This window comes from Staphylococcus sp. MZ3 (assembly GCF_018622755.1).
Lineage (GTDB): Bacteria > Bacillota > Bacilli > Staphylococcales > Staphylococcaceae > Staphylococcus > Staphylococcus aureus.
This window is the reverse complement of record NZ_CP076026.1, coordinates 588,577-605,697: the sequence shown is the minus strand read 5'-3', so window position 1 is coordinate 605,697 and position 17,121 is coordinate 588,577. Positions and strand designations below refer to the sequence as shown.

10 protein-coding genes are annotated in these 17,121 nt (G+C 32.6%); 2 read left to right on the top strand and 8 right to left on the bottom strand.

The annotated features are described in order from the left end of the window. Positions 1-10: 10 nt before the first annotated feature. The 6 genes from sdrE to tadA form a co-directional block, all read right to left on the bottom strand. Entirely contained in the window at positions 11-3,517 is a 3,507-nt protein-coding gene (gene sdrE / locus KI230_RS02765) for an MSCRAMM family adhesin SdrE (RefSeq protein WP_064128576.1), read from the bottom strand. A 391-nt stretch (positions 3,518-3,908) separates the two neighbouring features. After that, positions 3,909-7,934: an MSCRAMM family adhesin SdrD gene (gene sdrD, locus KI230_RS02760; RefSeq protein WP_214958313.1), complete on the bottom strand. Its 4,026-nt coding sequence runs from the start codon at positions 7,932-7,934 to the stop codon at positions 3,909-3,911. 365 nt (positions 7,935-8,299) lie between these two features. Further along, positions 8,300-11,089, bottom strand: coding sequence for an SdrD B-like domain-containing protein (locus tag KI230_RS02755; RefSeq protein ID WP_053520981.1), 2,790 nt, complete (start codon positions 11,087-11,089; stop codon positions 8,300-8,302). 429 nt (positions 11,090-11,518) lie between these two features. Then, positions 11,519-12,085: an NADPH-dependent FMN reductase gene (locus KI230_RS02750; protein WP_000677261.1), complete on the bottom strand. Its 567-nt coding sequence runs from the start codon at positions 12,083-12,085 to the stop codon at positions 11,519-11,521. A gap of 19 nt (positions 12,086-12,104) precedes the next feature. After that, positions 12,105-12,974 (bottom strand): Cof-type HAD-IIB family hydrolase, encoded by an 870-nt coding sequence (locus tag KI230_RS02745; protein ID WP_000593372.1) that lies wholly within the window; start codon positions 12,972-12,974, stop codon positions 12,105-12,107. A gap of 146 nt (positions 12,975-13,120) precedes the next feature. Beyond that, on the bottom strand, positions 13,121-13,591 hold the full coding sequence (tadA, locus tag KI230_RS02740) for a tRNA adenosine(34) deaminase TadA (protein ID WP_045176464.1): 471 nt from the start codon (positions 13,589-13,591) through the stop codon (positions 13,121-13,123). Positions 13,592-13,657: 66 nt separating this feature from the next. Between tadA and KI230_RS02735 the strand changes: the two genes are divergently transcribed. Further along, the gene (locus tag KI230_RS02735) at positions 13,658-14,275 is read left to right on the top strand and encodes a deoxynucleoside kinase (RefSeq protein WP_001039519.1); all 618 of its coding nucleotides are present in this window, start codon (positions 13,658-13,660) and stop codon (positions 14,273-14,275) included. Continuing rightward, entirely contained in the window at positions 14,268-14,930 is a 663-nt protein-coding gene (locus KI230_RS02730; RefSeq protein ID WP_001067262.1) for a deoxynucleoside kinase, read from the top strand. The genes KI230_RS02735 and KI230_RS02730 overlap by 8 nt, the downstream gene beginning before the upstream one ends. 115 nt (positions 14,931-15,045) lie before the next feature. Here the strand turns inward: KI230_RS02730 and KI230_RS02725 are convergent, their stop codons facing one another. Together KI230_RS02725 and KI230_RS02720 are read right to left on the bottom strand one after the other, a co-directional pair. Then, positions 15,046-15,729, bottom strand: coding sequence for an HAD family hydrolase (locus KI230_RS02725; RefSeq protein ID WP_000454784.1), 684 nt, complete (start codon positions 15,727-15,729; stop codon positions 15,046-15,048). A gap of 239 nt (positions 15,730-15,968) precedes the next feature. Next, positions 15,969-17,054, bottom strand: coding sequence for a branched-chain amino acid aminotransferase (locus tag KI230_RS02720; RefSeq protein ID WP_000076037.1), 1,086 nt, complete (start codon positions 17,052-17,054; stop codon positions 15,969-15,971). Positions 17,055-17,121: the final 67 nt, after the last annotated feature.

Genomic DNA, 17,121 nt, shown 5'->3' with positions numbered 1-17,121 from the left:
TCATATTGTATTATTTGTTTTGTTTTTTGCGACGACCGAATAACAATAATGAACCTAATGCTGCAAATAATCCACCAAATAACGTTGCGTTATTTGAGCCGTTATTTTCACTACCTGTTTCTGGTAATGCTTTTGCTTTATTGTGATGGTCTTTAGTAGTACTCATTGGTTTAACAGGTGTATGTTTTCCTGCATCCGAGTCCGAATCGCTATCTGAGTCTGAATCACTGTCTGAGTCTGAGTCGCTATCAGAGTCTGAGTCGCTGTCCGAATCTGAGTCGCTATCTGAGTCTGAGTCGCTGTCTGAATCTGAATCACTGTTTGAGTCTGAGTCGCTATCTGAGTCTGAATCGCTGTCTGAATCTGAGTCGCTATCTGAGTCTGAATCGCTGTCCGAATCTGAGTCGCTATCTGAGTCCGAATCGCTATCTGAATCTGAGTCGCTGTCTGAGTCTGAGTCGCTATCTGAGTCTGAATCGCTGTCTGAGTCCGAATCGCTATCTGAATCTGAGTCGCTGTCTGAGTCTGAATCGCTATCTGAATCTGAGTCGCTATCTGAGTCTGAATCGCTGTCCGAATCTGAGTCGCTATCTGAATCTGAGTCGCTGTCTGAATCTGAATCACTGTCTGAGTCTGAGTCGCTGTCTGAGTCTGAGTCGCTGTCTGAGTCACTATCTGAGTCTGAATCGCTGTCTGATGTATCTTCTTCGAAGTATCCGTTATCAAGTGTGAAATCATCATGATCCGTAATTGTTACGTCAACTTCGCCACCATCTGCATCTTTATCATCTTCAGTTGTATTTGTAACTGTTTGTGTTAAGCCAGCAGGCTTTTCAAAAATAACTTTGTATTTACCGCTATCTAAATTATCGAAACGATATTTACCATTTTCATCTGTTTTAGTTGTTCCAATTACTTCGCCTTTTTCGTTTTGCAATGTAACTGTCACATCTTTAATACCTTTTTCAGTTGAGTCTTGTTTGCCATCTTTATTACTGTCGTACCAAACATAATCACCTAAACTGTATTTTGGTGTTTTATAGAAACCACTGTCTAATGTCATATTATCTGCATCTTTAATGACACCTGTTGTTGTTAAACCATTAGAATCTTTATCTTCAGCTGTAGTGTTTTTAACCGTTGGCGTGTAACCTGCTGGTGTTTCAAATTCTACTGTATAGTTACCATTATCTAAATCTGTAAATTTATATTTACCCGAGGCATCAGTAGTAGTTGTACCAATCACTTTTCCAGTACTATCTTTTAATGTAACCTTAACATCTTTGATTCCTGGCTCATTTGCATCTTGGATACCATCTTTATTAGTATCTTCCCATACATAGTCACCAAGATTATATTTTGGTTCTTTATAAAAACCAGTGTCTAAAGACATATCATCTTTACCATTAATTTTAACAGTTACAGAACTACCATTTGAGTCTTTTTCACCATCAGTTGTTCCATTTACTTTTGTTGGAAGATATCCAGCTGGCGTTTCGAATTTAACTGTATAAGTTTCTCCGTCTTTCAAACCACCGAATTCATAATGACCATTAGCATCTGTTCTTACTGATTTTGTAGTACCGTCCGGGTAAGTTAATGTAACTAAAACGTTTGCCATTGGTTTTTCTTTTGAATCTGTACCTTGAACACCGTCTTTATCAACGTCTTCCCATACATAGTCACCAATTTTGTATAACTTTTCTTCAGGTTTAACAGTACCGTCGCCACCGCCAGTGTCATTAGAAGTTACGATGAAGTTTGAATATCCTGCATAATTATAATAACCATATTTATCAGTTGTTCTCATACTAGTACCTTGGGCAATATCTAGTTCGCCATCTGATGTAGGTGTATATTTACTAACAACTTTGATAATATAGGCTGAATTAATATCACCAAAATCCAATGTTGCTACATTATTACTAAATGATTTTTTATTATCAAATTGACTTGTTACATCTTCGTATTGACTAAAATCATAGATTCTATTACTTTGAGGCAATTGTTGATCAGAGTTAACTTTATAAACCTTTATTTCTGTATTTTGGTCAATAATGGTGCTACCATTTCCTAGTTTAATATTTCCATAATCATCTACTTGACTACCAGCTATATCAACTTTAGTGTTGGTTGCTGATTTTTTCAATGGGTTAACATAAATTTGTTGTTCAATAGTTTGCTTATCTTCATCTAATTTTGTAAAGATAGATTGAATGTTTGAATCACCATGGACCATTGGATCTTGATAATCAACAGTGACATTTTGGCTTGTTTCTTTACCTGCTGTAGCAAATGTTAAATTCAAACTTGTCTCATTTGGAACTGTTTTTTTATCAATATACGAATATAGAGTTAAGCGTGATTTTATATCTTCATATTTATCTACATAGTCTGTAAATGTATATGTGATTTGCTTAGTTGCTTTATCAAATGTTCCTTTAGCAATGACCTCTCCTGATGGATCAGTAATATCGATAGGATCATTTTTATCTGTTAAATCCGAAGGGATTACATTCTTATCATAATTAATCGTCATTGTATCGCCTTTTTTGACTTTATTGTCAATTGTAAACTCTGTATCATATTCAATATCTTTACCGTCATGCGCTGCTGCCACATTATCTTTACCATCGCCAACTTTGATTGTTTGCTTCGTCACTTTAATTAAATCATTTACATTGTTTGAAGCAACTGCTGCTGGTTGTGCAACTGCAAAGCGCATTTTTGCGTTTACACGTTTTGGTGCAACACTTGGTGGAGCTGTAGCAACTGGTTTAGTTGAATGATCTGTATTGCTATCATTTCTAACCAATTCTTTTAATTTCTCAGGATTATTTTTAAGTTCTTCTTTTGACACATTTACTGGTTCTTTTGGATTAGTTGCATCTGTAACTTGATTGTCTACTTTTGAAGGCGTTGGTTGCGGTTGTGAATTTTCAATATTTGTAGATTCTTGAGGTGTAGTTGGTTTTGTTTGAATTTCACTTGTAGATGGTTCACTTGTAGATGGTTTTGTAGTTACATCGTTATTTGTATTATTTGGTGCTTTCTTCTCTTCTAAAATAACAGATGTATCTTCTGTCGCAGTTTTATCAGTTGAAGGTTTAACATTTTCTTTTTCAATGTTTTGAGGCTTAGTTTCAGTTGTAGCTGTAACGTTATTTTGCTGTTTTTGAGTACTTGATGAAGTTGATTCTTTTTTAGCTTCTGGTTGTGAATCAGTATTTGTTTCTTTCTTAATTGGATTTGTTGAAATATTTTCTGTTGTCGAATTATTTTCAGTTTCCGACACTACTTCTTTATTATCACTAGTCGTTGCATCATCTTGTTTTGCATTTTCTGTACTAGTGTTTTCAGCAGCTTTAGCTTCTTGGTTCCCTAGACCAAAAATCAATGTCGTACCTACTAAAATCGATGCAGTTCCTACAGTATACTTTCTAATCGAAAATTTGTTTAAGCGATTTGAAATCATACCCTTTTTTGTTATTGCCTTTTTATTATCCCTGTTAATCATATAAATCTCCTTTAAAATATCAATATTTGCAAAAAATTAATATTTTTACATATAAAAATTTGTATTCCCATCGTAATACATTTTTAGATAAAGCACAATACTTTAAATAAATTTATTTATCTAAGACTGTTATTTTACACTTTGGTTTGAATAAATTAATTCTAGTAATTTTTAATTATTCGTTTGTTTTTTATATCAATTGTTTTAAATGGTTTGATACTGTGTTTAATTGCTTTTCTTATTCGTTTGTACTTTTAATGTAAAGATGAATTAAATTTATGTTGATTTATGTTATATTTTTTAAAAATTGCACTATTTAATCTCAAACATAAGATACATTTCATAAATTTTGAAATAAAAACCAGGCCTCACGGACCTGGTATAAGCTGTATTATTTATTTTGTTTTTTACGACGACCGAATAACAATAATGATCCTAATGCTGCGAATAATCCGCCAAATAACGTTGCGTTATTTGAGCCGCTATTTTCATTACCTGTTTCTGGTAATGCTTTCGCTTTATTGTCATGGTCTTTAGTAGCACTCATTGGTTTAACAGGTGTATGTTTTCCTGCATCTGAATCTGAGTCGCTATCTGAATCTGAATCGCTGTCTGAGTCTGAGTCGCTATCTGAGTCTGAATCACTGTCTGAGTCTGAGTCACTATCTGAATCTGAGTCGCTATCTGAGTCTGAGTCGCTATCCGAGTCTGAGTCGCTGTCTGAATCCGAATCGCTGTCTGAATCTGAATCACTGTCTGAATCTGAATCGCTATCCGAGTCTGAGTCGCTGTCTGAATCTGAATCACTGTCTGAATCTGAATCGCTATCCGAGTCTGAGTCGCTGTCTGAATCTGAGTCGCTGTCTGAGTCTGAGTCGCTATCTGAGTCGCTATCTGAATCTGAGTCGCTATCTGAGTCTGAATCACTATCTGAGTCTGAATCACTATCTGAGTCTGAGTCTCTGTCTGAATCTGAGTCTCTGTCTGAATCTGAGTCGCTGTCCGAATCTGAGTCGCTGTCCGAATCTGAGTCGCTATCTGATGTTTCTTCTTCGTAGTAGCCATTATCAAGTGTGAAATCATCATGATCCGTAATTGTTACGTCAACTTCGCCACCATCTGCATCTTTATCATCTTCAGTTGTATTTGTACCTGTTTGTGTTAAGCCAGCAGGCTTTTCAAAAATAACTTTGTATTTACCGCTATCTAAATTATCAAAGCGGTATTTACCATTTTCATCTGTTTTAGTTGTTCCAATTACTTCGCCTTTTTCATTTAATAAAGTAACTTTAACATCTTTGATACCTTTTTCAGTTGAATCTTGTTTGCCGTCTTTATTACTGTCGTACCAAACATAATCACCTAAACTATATTTTGGTGTTTTATAGAAACCACTGTCTAATGTCATGTTATCTGCATCTTTAATGACACCTGTTGTTGTTAAACCATTAGAATCTTTTTCAGTATCATTTCCAGAAGTTACTGAAGTTGGTGTATAACCTGATGGTGTCTCGAATTCAACTTTATAAGTTCCATTGTTTAAATCAGTGAATTGATATTTACCATTTTCATCTGTTGTAACTGTTTTTAAAACTTTGTCGTTTTCATCTTTTAACGTAACTGTTACACCTGAAATGCCCTTTTCATCTTTATCTTGAACACCGTTTTTATTTGTATCTTCCCATACATAGTCACCTAAGTTGTAAGTCGGTTTGTAGAAACCAGAGTCAATAGTATCGTTATCTTTATCTTTAATGACACCTGTTGTTGATGTACCATTTGAATCTATACCTTCATCAGTTCCTGAACCTACTTGTGTTGGTGTGTAACCTGATGGTGTTTCGAATTCAACTTTATAAGTTCCATTTTCTAATCCAGTAAATTGATATTTACCATCTTTATCTGTTTTAGTTGTTTGTAAAACTTCACCGTTTTCATTTTTCAATGTAACTGTTACGCCTGAAATACCTTTTTCAGTTGAATCCTGCTTACCATCTTTATTTGTATCTTCCCATACATAATTACCTAAATTATATTTTGGTGTTTTGTAGAATCCACTATCTAATGTCATGTTATCAGCACCATTAATAACACCTGTTGTTGTTAAACCATTAGAGTCTTTTTCAATGTCGCTACCAGATGTTACTGTAGTCGGTGTATAGCCTTCTGGTGTAGTAAATTCAACTTTATAATTACCATTATCTAAATCAGTAAATTTATATTTGCCATCTGCGTCTGTTGTAACTGTTTTTAACACGTTACCGTTTTCATCTTTTAATGTTACCGTTACGCCAGATATACCTTTTTCATCTTGGTCTTGGATACCATTTTTATTTGTATCTTCCCAGACATAGTCACCTAAGTTGTATTTAGGTTTGTAAATACCTAAGTCTGCAGATAAGTTATCTTTGCCATTAACTGTAATAACTGAAGATAAGCCGTTTGAATCTAATTCTTCGTTATTACCTTGTTTTGAAGGGGTTACTTCATAACCTTTTGGTAAGTTTGAAAATTCTACACGGTAATCTCCATTAGGTAAGTTTGGAATCAAGTATGACCCATCTTCTTTAGTAACTGCTTCTCCTACTTTTGTATTTGTATTATTATCAAATACAGTTACAGTTACATTGCCAACGCCTTTTTCTCCTAATTCTTGAACACCGTTTTTATTAGTATCTTCCCATACGTAGTTACCAATTTTATATACTTCTTGACCAGCTCCGCCACTTTGGTTATTAGTAAATCCTAAAGCATTGCCAGTAGAAACGGATTTATTACCTGTTGAAGATAAAGTAGCCATTTGAACAAGTGTTGGGCTTTCGCTATTTGTATATTGGAATTTTGTATTAACCATTACAACATATGCTGATGTAATATCACCAAAATCAAGATTAACACTTTGATTTGATCCATACGTCATTTTATTTTTAAATTCATCAGTTACGTCTACCAAATCATTAGTATTAACGTCATATCCTTTATTCAATGTATATCCTTCAGGAACACGATATATTTTTATATTTGTAACATTTTGATTAATTTGACCAATATTAGTTGGATATTTCGGATGGTACGCTTCAACTTTTAACTTAGCACCTTTTAAATCCTTATCCATAGGATTAACATATACTACCTGGTTATAGTAACCAGGGTCTTCAACATTTCCTACATGAGAAACTGTCTCTGTAAAAGCTGATCCTATTGAATTATTGTCAGCTTCTTTATAAGCCGGATAAGTGATATCTGCTGTTGTAGTTGTAATTTGATTTCCAATAGTTACACTAAAAGGAACATCTTTCTTGTCAACAGGAATTGTATCTGCATCCATATAAATTGAGTAATTAATACCCATTTTTACTGAATTAAATCGATCAACATAATCTGTAAATGTATATGTAATTAAATTATTTGCAGTATCATGTTTTGCAGTCGCAATTGTTTCACCATTATTTGGATCTTTAATATCACCAATATTTTTAATATCTTCCGGATTCAATCCATATACTTGTACTGTATCTGAGTATTTAATTGTGAAATAATCACCTGATTTAACTTTGTCATCAACTGTAATTTGTGATTTTAATGATAAATAATCTTGGGCTGGTACAATCGTTTTGCTATTATCTGCATCAACGACAGTTAATGTTGTATTTGATGTGATTAAATCATTAACATTTTTAGAATCTGTTGAGTTTGGTTGTATTGCTGCCATACGCATTCTTGTATTCAAACGTTTAGGTGCTGTACTTTTTGGCAAAATGATATCTGCATTATTTTCATTATTTGAGTTACTATTGTTATCAACAAGAGTTTCAGCATTACTCTTGATAGCATCACTTTTAACATTTAATGTAGTTGATTCAGTTTTCGCATCTACCTTTTTGTTTTCCTCATTAGTTGGTTGAACATTTACCACTGATTTATTCTCTTGCAAATCAGGTTGTAACGCTTCTTGATTACTTATAGTTTGTTTAGTGTTTAAATCTTCATTCGTAGATTTTGGTGGAGCTTGCTCATCTGATTTGGCAGTTGAAACTTCAACTTTATTTCCAGTAGTAGATTGTACACTTCCATTTTCTAATGATAGAGCTTTATTGTCATTCGAAGTCGTTTCAGTACCTTGAGATGATTCCATTTCTTTTTGATTATCATTTTTAGTATTGTCTTCTTGATTTAGTTGCTGGTTATCAACTTTACTATTCGATTGATTATCACTTGCTGAAGTTGTTGTTTCATTCAATTCTTTATTGGTACTTTCTGCAGCCTTTGCTTCTTGGTTCCCCAGACCAAAAATTAATGTTGTACCTACTAAAATTGATGCTGTTCCCACTGTGTACTTTCTAATCGAAAATTTATTTAATCGATTGGATACCATGCCTTTTCTTGTCATTGCCGTTTTATTTTCTCTGTTTAGCATTAGATTACTCCTAATTCATCAAATTTTTAAATAATACAATTGTTTTAAATACAAAAATGTATATCAATATAGTATTACATTTTTAGATAAAGCGCAATACTTTAATTATTTTTCTTTATCGTAAAACGTTATTTAATATTTGTGTTTAAATAAAAATTTTTATGAGTTTTGTAATCTTTATTTAATTATCATAAAAAATAGCATTATCTACCCTTGAAATTAATATTTTGGCTTTTCTAATTCATAAACAATTACACTGCTATAACGAATTAAATTGTATCTAATTTTTTAAATCTTTTTGATTTATATCTGGTAATTTCTAAACAGAAAAACCAGGTCACAAGGACCTGGTTAAGTTAATCATATTATTTATTTTGTTTTTTACGACGACCGAATAGTAATAATGAACCTAATGCCGCAAATAATCCACCGAATAATGTGCCATTATTTGAATTATTATTTTCACTACCTGTTTCTGGTAATGCTTTAGCTTTGTTGTGATGATCTTTAACCGTACTCATTGGTTTAGCCGGTATATGTTTACCTGCATCTGAGTCGCTATCTGAGTCACTGTCTGAATCGCTGTCTGAATCTGAGTCGCTATCTGAGTCTGAATCGCTATCTGAATCTGAGTCGCTATCTGAGTCGGAATCACTATCTGAGTCTGAGTCACTGTCTGAGTCTGAGTCACTATCTGAATCTGAATCGCTGTCTGAGTCTGAGTCGCTATCTGAGTCTGAATCGCTATCTGAGTCCGAATCGCTATCTGAATCTGAATCACTATCTGAGTCTGAGTCGCTATCTGAGTCTGAGTCGCTATCTGAGTCTGAATCGCTATCTGAATCTGAATCGCTATCTGAATCTGAATCACTATCTGAATCTGAATCGCTGTCTGAGTCTGAATCGCTATCTGAGTCCGAATCGCTATCTGAGTCTGAGTCGCTGTCTGAATCTGAATCGCTGTCTGAATCTGAATCGCTGTCTGAATCTGAGTCGCTATCTGATGTTTCTTCTTCGTAGTAGCCATTATCTAGTGTGAAATCATCATGATCCGTAATTGTTACGTCAACTTCGCCACCATCAGCATCTTTATCATCTTCAGTTGTATTTGTACCTGTTTGAGTTAAGCCAGCAGGCTTTTCAAAGATAACTTTGTATTTACCACTATCTAAATTATCAAAACGATATTTACCATTTGAATCTGTTTCAGTTGTACCAATTACTTCGCCTTTTTCATTTTGCAATGTAACTTTAACACCTTTAATTCCTTTTTCAGTCGAATCTTGTTTACCATCTTTATTACTGTCATACCAAACATAATCACCTAAACTGTATTTTGGTGTTTTATAGAATCCACTGTCTAATGTCATGTTGTCAGCATCTTTAATGACACCTGTTGTAGTTAGTCCATCAGAATCTATTGCGTCATCTGTACCTGCATTTGCAGTTGTTGGTGTATAACCGGCTGGTGTTGAAAATTCTACACTATATGTTCCATTGCTTAAACCTGTGAACTGATATTTACCATTTTCATCTGTTGTCGTACGATCTAATTCTTTACCATTGCTATCTTTAAGAATGACATACACGCCTTTAATACCCTTTTCGTTAGCATCTTGTTTACCATCTTTATTTGTATCTTCCCAAACATAATCACCAAGATTGTATTTTTTTTGATCGCCATTTGCAGTTGATGAGCCATTCACATTTGAATAACTATTTGACCAACTATATTTAGTTTTGTCAGTGTCTAAAGTATAATCAATTTTCCCATTATCTGTTGAACTATTATCTGGATAAGCAACTTGTTGAATGATGTATTGTTTATTACTACTTTTTTGGCCTTTCATTAAATCGACTGTAGCTGTTTTATTATCATTACTATAATTAATATCGAATTGATCAGTAACATCTGTAAGTTTTGAAGTATCTGGTGTGAAACTATCCACAAACTGATTTTGGTTAGTCACTTCGTATATTTTGAAGTTTTTTGCATTTGGATTAAATTTATATCCAGTTAAATTAGTAACAAACGTTTGTTTAGTATATGTATTTTTAGGTTGATTTACATATGCAGTCATATTTCGTGACAAATCTTCATTGTTGATATAATTTGTACTTGAAATAAGCGGTTGTGCTTTTTTATTACCATAATCGACAATAACTTCTTTACTATAAGAGTCGTTTCCTAATGTAACTTCCATTTTATAAGCAGTTTTATCAGTTGTTGCATTTTCACGTTTGGCAAATGAAACTTGTTCAATACTACCACTAATATTTGTATATTGATCAACATAGTTTGTAAATGTATATGTTGTTGAATTTGTTGCACTATCATAAATACCTTTAGCAATAATGTTACCTTGAGCATTATATAAATTTTGTGTTTTCGATGGTAATCTTACTGATCCTGGACGGAAATATTGACCATATTTAAAAGTAAATGTATCGCCCTCTTTAACAGAATCATCGATTGTATAATTTGCTTTTAATTTTAAAACATCACTTGAAGTTGCCCAAAATTCAGTTTTACCAGTATCTTTATTAACATGTCCTTTATCAATCGCAATATCAATATTCTTAAAATGTACTTTATCATTAACATTTGTACCTTGTTGTGGTGCTGCAACAGTATTCACTGCCATACGGTTTAATGTTCTTGGTTTAATAGTTGTTGTTTTAGGCTTAGTTGAAACGTCTTTTGCCTGCGTTAAATTGCTTTTACTAGTCTCGTTACTATATGTAGTTGCTGATTTATCATTTGTTGTTACATTGCTAGTTTGTGTAGTAGATTGATTAGCTGTAGTGTTTTGTGGTGATTGCATGTTACTACTAGTTTCTTTAACTGTTGCACTATCACTCATTGTCACTTTAGGCTGATCTGCAGTTGCAGTTTGCGTATTATCTTTTAGTTGACGACTATCAACTTTTTCAGTTGTTTTATTCTCACTTGGAGCTGTCGTTTCATTTTTTGATTGATTTAATTCTCCATTCGTATGTTCTGCCGCTTTAGCTTCATGACCACTTAACCCAAAAATCAATGTTGTCCCTACTAAAATTGAAGCAGTACCTACAGAATACTTTCTTATCGAAAATTTGTTTAATCGATTTGATATCATGCCTTTTCTATTTGTTGCTGTCTTTTTATTATTCATTTAATAATACTCCTTTAAAATATCAAAATTTGATAAATATAATATTTTGCATATATAAATTTCTGCATTACTATCGTAATATAAATTTCAATAAAGTGCAATACTTTAATTATTTTTCTTTATTTTACAATGTTATTTGCCACAAATATTAATATGAATCACAGTTTAAGAATTGCAATTTTTAATACTTTTTTTCTTTAATTGTTTTAAATTATTTATCTATATTTTTAAAACTCACTTTTAATCTAAGCTTGTTTTCAATTCGCTATTACATCTTATTTTAATTAATAACATTGCTCGCAACAGTAATCTCAAAGGCTTACTATTGGTGCATTAGAACAAAAAATAGGCATGTGACTTAAAAGCATTCTCAATGAAATACCTTAAGCTACATACCTATTTTTAATGTATATTTACATTTTTTTAATATTATTTTAAATGTTCATATGGACTATTATTCACAAAAGATACAATTTGATCGACAAATAATCTTGCTCGTAATTGGAATTCACTATCATTTAAGTAATATGAACCATCTTCATTTTTAGCAAAATCAGAATCATGTGTTGCAATTTGAGTTGGTACAGCAATGCCTAGTAAACTTCTGACGATTACTCTTAAATGTGACAATGGCTCTGAACTAACAATACCACCACTATTTCCTATTAAGCCTACAGGTTTCATTTTAAAATAATCCATATTTAGATGATCTAATGCATTTTTCAATATTCCAGAATATGAACCATGATAGTTTGGCGTTCCTAATATTAAAAAGTCCGCCGCCATTGCTTTCTCTTTTAAATCTTTCATATTTTGTTTGATTTCATCAATAGACGGTGTTGTTCCTGAAAAATCTAATTGATTTAACGGCTTTTCTGCTAAATCGAATATTTCCGCTTCAATATCATGTGTTTTAAAATGCTCAGTTAAGTATCTTGCTAGTGCACTTGTATGTGAATTCACTTGTGCACTGCCAATAATAATTAATCCTTTCATATTTGACCCCTCTTTTTTATTAAACTTGTTGTTCACGTAATAATTTCATAATAGCTTTTCCAACACCACTATTTTCATTCGTATCTGTGACATATTTCGCTATTTTTTTAACTTCTTCTGCACCATTTTCCATCGCAACTGGATAACCAACTTTCTCTAACATTGATAAGTCATTTAAATTGTCACCTATTGCCATGACATCTTTCATTTCAATCCCTAATCTTTCGGCAATTGTTTCTAGCGCAATACCTTTTTGTGCATCTGAATGCGTTATTTCTATATTTCCTCTCGAAGATGATGATATAGCTAAATTCGGAGATTCAGCTAAAATTTTACTAGCTTTGTCAATTTTTTCTAAATTTCCATCAAATGCTAATATTTTCATAATTAATTCACCAGGTATGTTTTCAATAGCATCATAATTATCAACAACTTTCAACGTACCATTATCTATGCGTCTTTGAATACCATTTTTAATACGCTCAACGTTTGCATGTTGACCTGCACGCTCAGCAATATCTATGTAAATGTCTAAATCTCTTTGTGGATTTTCAGTATAAATCGCACGACTCGTGTATACTTGATAATAAATACCTGCATCTTTTAAAACATTTGTAATTTTGTGTACTAACGATTTATTAAGGTGTGAAGTGCTCATTACATTGAAAGTTTCATCACGTACTTCAGCACCATTCAAACAAATATATGGTACTGTTAAATCTGTGTCAGCAACTGGTGCTTGTGCTTCATAAAATGCTCGACCTGTCGCGATAACAACCGTTATCCCTTGTTCTTGAGCGTATTTAATCGCATCAATATTAGGTTGAGAAATTTCATGTGCTGCATTAAGTAGCGTGCCATCCATATCAGTGGCTATTAGTTTTATCATTATGTTACCTCGTTTCGTAAATTTAAAATCTTGTTCTTACATAAGAATATATACTCAGCGCACATACTTTTCTATTAACATTTATATTGTCATTAATTTATCATATAATGTAATTCTAACAAATTTTAATTAGTATGTACTATCGTCTAATTGGTGGATTTCTTATTGGCTCTTAAGTTTTTAAAAAATGTTGTTAATAATGTGCTACATGCTTCTTTAAGTACACCTTTATCAACAATTGCACGATGATTAAAATTAGATTGTTGCAATAAATTCATTAAACTGCCACTACAACCACCTTTAGGATCATCTGCGCCATAGACGACTCTTGGAATGCGACTCATTACAATTGTTCCTGCGCACATGACACATGGTTCTAAGGTTACATATAATGTGCAACGTTCTAAACGCCAACTACCTAACACTTTGGCTGCACGTTCAATTGCAATATGTTCAGCATGCGCCGTTGGTTGTTGTAGTGTTTCTCTTAAATTATGTGCTCTAGCGATAACTTCATCATCTTTAGTGATGATAGCACCTATAGGTACTTCGCCTAGTTGAGCTGCTTTTTTAGCTTCTTCAATCGCTAATGTCATAAAATATATATCATTTGTCATTTATGTCCAGATACCTCACTTATGGTACAATACTCAATGTCTATTTTAACATTTGGAGATGTGAATATGAACAAACCTTTTATAGCAATTGAAGGTCCTATTGGCGTAGGTAAATCTTCACTTGCACACAAATTAAGTCAAACTTTAGATTTTTATGAAGAAAAAGAAATAATCACAGAAAATCCATTTTTATCAGACTTTTATGAAGATATCTCTAAATGGAGTTTTCAAACTGAAATGTTCTTTTTATGCAATAGATATAAGCAATTTCAAGATGTAACACAACTAAATCAAGGTGTAGTTAGTGATTATCATATACATAAAAATAAGATATTTGCTAAAAATACTTTGAGTTCTGTTGAATTTCAGAAATTCAGTAAAATTTATGATATTTTAACTGAAGATATGATTATGCCGAATATGATTATCTTTTTAGATGCAGACCTTGATGTGTTAAAATCTAGAATTGCTAAACGTAACCGTAGTTTTGAGCATCAAATAGAAGATGAATATCTGTTAAAGTTAAAAAAAGATTATCGTGAGTATTATGAGTCCTTACAAAGTAATGGTTCAAATGTAGTTTTAATCGATACAACTTCTATTGATTTTCTTAAAAATGAACAAGATTACGAAGATATATTACATATTATATTACCTATGATAGGAGATATTACCAATGAATAATTACGGTATTCCACAAAATGCCATTATAACCATTGCAGGTACAGTTGGTGTTGGAAAATCAACACTAACGCAAGCACTTGCAGATAAATTAAACTTTAAAACGTCTTTTGAAAATGTCGAACATAATCCATATTTAGATAAATTTTACAGCGATTTTGAACGATGGAGTTTCCATTTGCAAATTTACTTCTTAGCTGAACGTTTTAAAGAACAAAAGCGTATGTTTGAATATGGTGGTGGCTTTGTCCAAGATCGATCAATTTATGAAGATGTTGATATTTTTGCAAAAATGCATGAAGAAGAAGGCACAATGAGTAAAGAAGATTTCAAAACATATTCAGACTTATTTAATGCCATGGTCATGACACCTTATTTTCCTAAACCTGATGTAATGATTTATTTAGAATGTAACTATGATGAGGTCATTGATCGTATTATTGAACGTGGTCGCGAAATGGAAATTAATACAGACCCTGAATACTGGAAAAAGCTATTTAAACGCTATGACGATTGGATTAATAGCTTTAATGCATGTCCAGTTGTACGTATCAATATTAATGAATATGATATCCATAAGGACCCCGAATCTTTAAATCCTATGATAAACAAAATTGCTCGAATTATTCAAACATATCGACAAGTAGATACACGATAAAAGACTAAAGACATAGCGTATATGTTTATATTCAATGTATATTCCATAGATATTATCGATTATTTTATCAATTCTATCGAATACATTAATTCACATATACACTATGTCTTTCTTTTTAATTTAAAGCTTCTAAAATATCTGCCGCACTATTTAAAATAATATCAGCTTCATGTAATTCTTCTTTTGTTGCAATACCTGTTAATACACCTATTGCCATACCTAAATTTGCATTACTTGCTGTCTTCATATCATTAGCAGTGTCTCCTACTATAGCTACTTTCTGAGGATCTACATTATATTGCTCAAATAAAGGCGATAATACTTTAGGATTTGGCTTCTCATAGGCATCCGCTTCGGTAGAAATGATCAAATCGAACAACGAGGTAGCATTGGTATGTGCTAAAAATTGTTCTACACCTTTTTTAGTATCACTCGTAACAATACCAAGTTGATAGCCTTTTGCTTTCAAATCGATAAGTGCTTCTTTAACACCTTCTACCCAATTAATTTCAGGAATACGTTCATCTACCAGCTTTTGACTTGTTGACTTGGACCAGTCGGTTGTATCTTGTCCCGTCACATCATTAAATGCCTGGATAATTTGTTGTAAAGATCCTGAACCCATCACTGATTTTGGATCAATAGATTCTTTAATGACACCGAGTTGTCTTAAAGCAGCTTCTTTATTATGTACTGGGAAAGTCTCAAGCAATGATTGTACAAATCGTACCCCTATTTTTTCCCAACTTCTATCAAATTCAATTAACGTACCATCTTTATCAAATAATATCCATTCCATTAATATCAATACTCCTATTTATTTATTTCGTATTATGCTGATTCTATGATATTCGTTATCCCCTGAAAATGAACTCGTAGTATTGTTCTATTTAAATATTGAATTAAATATAATAATAAGTGAAATCCCCTTCAATACTTAACAATAAACATTGTAAACTTAATTTATTACCATGCTTCGCTTCATTGAAAGGGATTTTAGTCATGATTAACTTTTGCATATTGTTTTCATGATTATATTCAATTTTTATTAATATTTTGTACAACGACTCTCCAACCATTTTTATCTTCTAAAGTACCATTTTGAATACCAGTATAGACGTCGTATAATTTTTGAGTAATTTCACCAGTCTCATTATTATTAATAACGATTTCACGATCTTCGTATCTCAATGTACCCACAGGTGAAATAACTGCTGCAGTACCACTACCAAATACTTCTGTTAACTCACCTTTATCATATGATTCGAATAATTCATCGATTGAAACGCGGCGCTCTTCGACTTCATATCCTAAGTTTTTAGCTAATTCGATAATAGATTTACGTGTAATACCAGGTAAAATACTGCCATTCAACTCTGGTGTAATTACTTTGCCATTTTCAACGAAGAAAATGTTCATGCTACCAACTTCTTCGATATATTTCTGTTCAACACCATCAAGCCATAATACTTGGTCATAACCTAATTTATTTGCATTAGTTTGTGCTAATAAACTTGCCGCATAGTTACCTGCAACTTTTGCAAAGCCTACACCGCCACGAACAGCACGCACATATTCATCTTCTACATAGATTTTAGTTGGTTTTAAAGTTTCACCACCATAATATGCACCTGAAGGAGATAAAATAATTAATAATTTATACTGATGTGATGCACCAACGCCAAGTGCCCCTTCTGTTGCAAAAACAAATGGACGAATATATAATGATTGACCTTCCCCTTCAGGAATCCAATCTCTTTCAATATCAACTAATTGTTTTAGCCCCTCTAACAATTCTGCTTCGTCTACTTGAGGCATTTCTAATCGTGCTAACGAGTTATTAAGACGCTTAAAATTTTCTTCAGGACGGAAAAGTGCAACTTCCCCATCTCTTTTATATGCTTTTAATCCTTCGAATACCGATTGACCATAATGAACACCTTGTGCAGCAGGTGAAATTTCAATAGGACCATAAGGTACTATCTTCAAATCATGCCATCCTTTATCTGCATCATAATCATAACTCAACATATAATCAGTAAAATATTTACCAAAACCTAGTTGAGATGTATTTGGTTTTTGTTTTAATGTTTCTCGTCGTTCAACTTTAACTGCTTGTGACATGGTGATTGCCTCCTAATAATATTGTATAAGAATTTGTTTAACTTAAATTATAACAATCCATATTTTG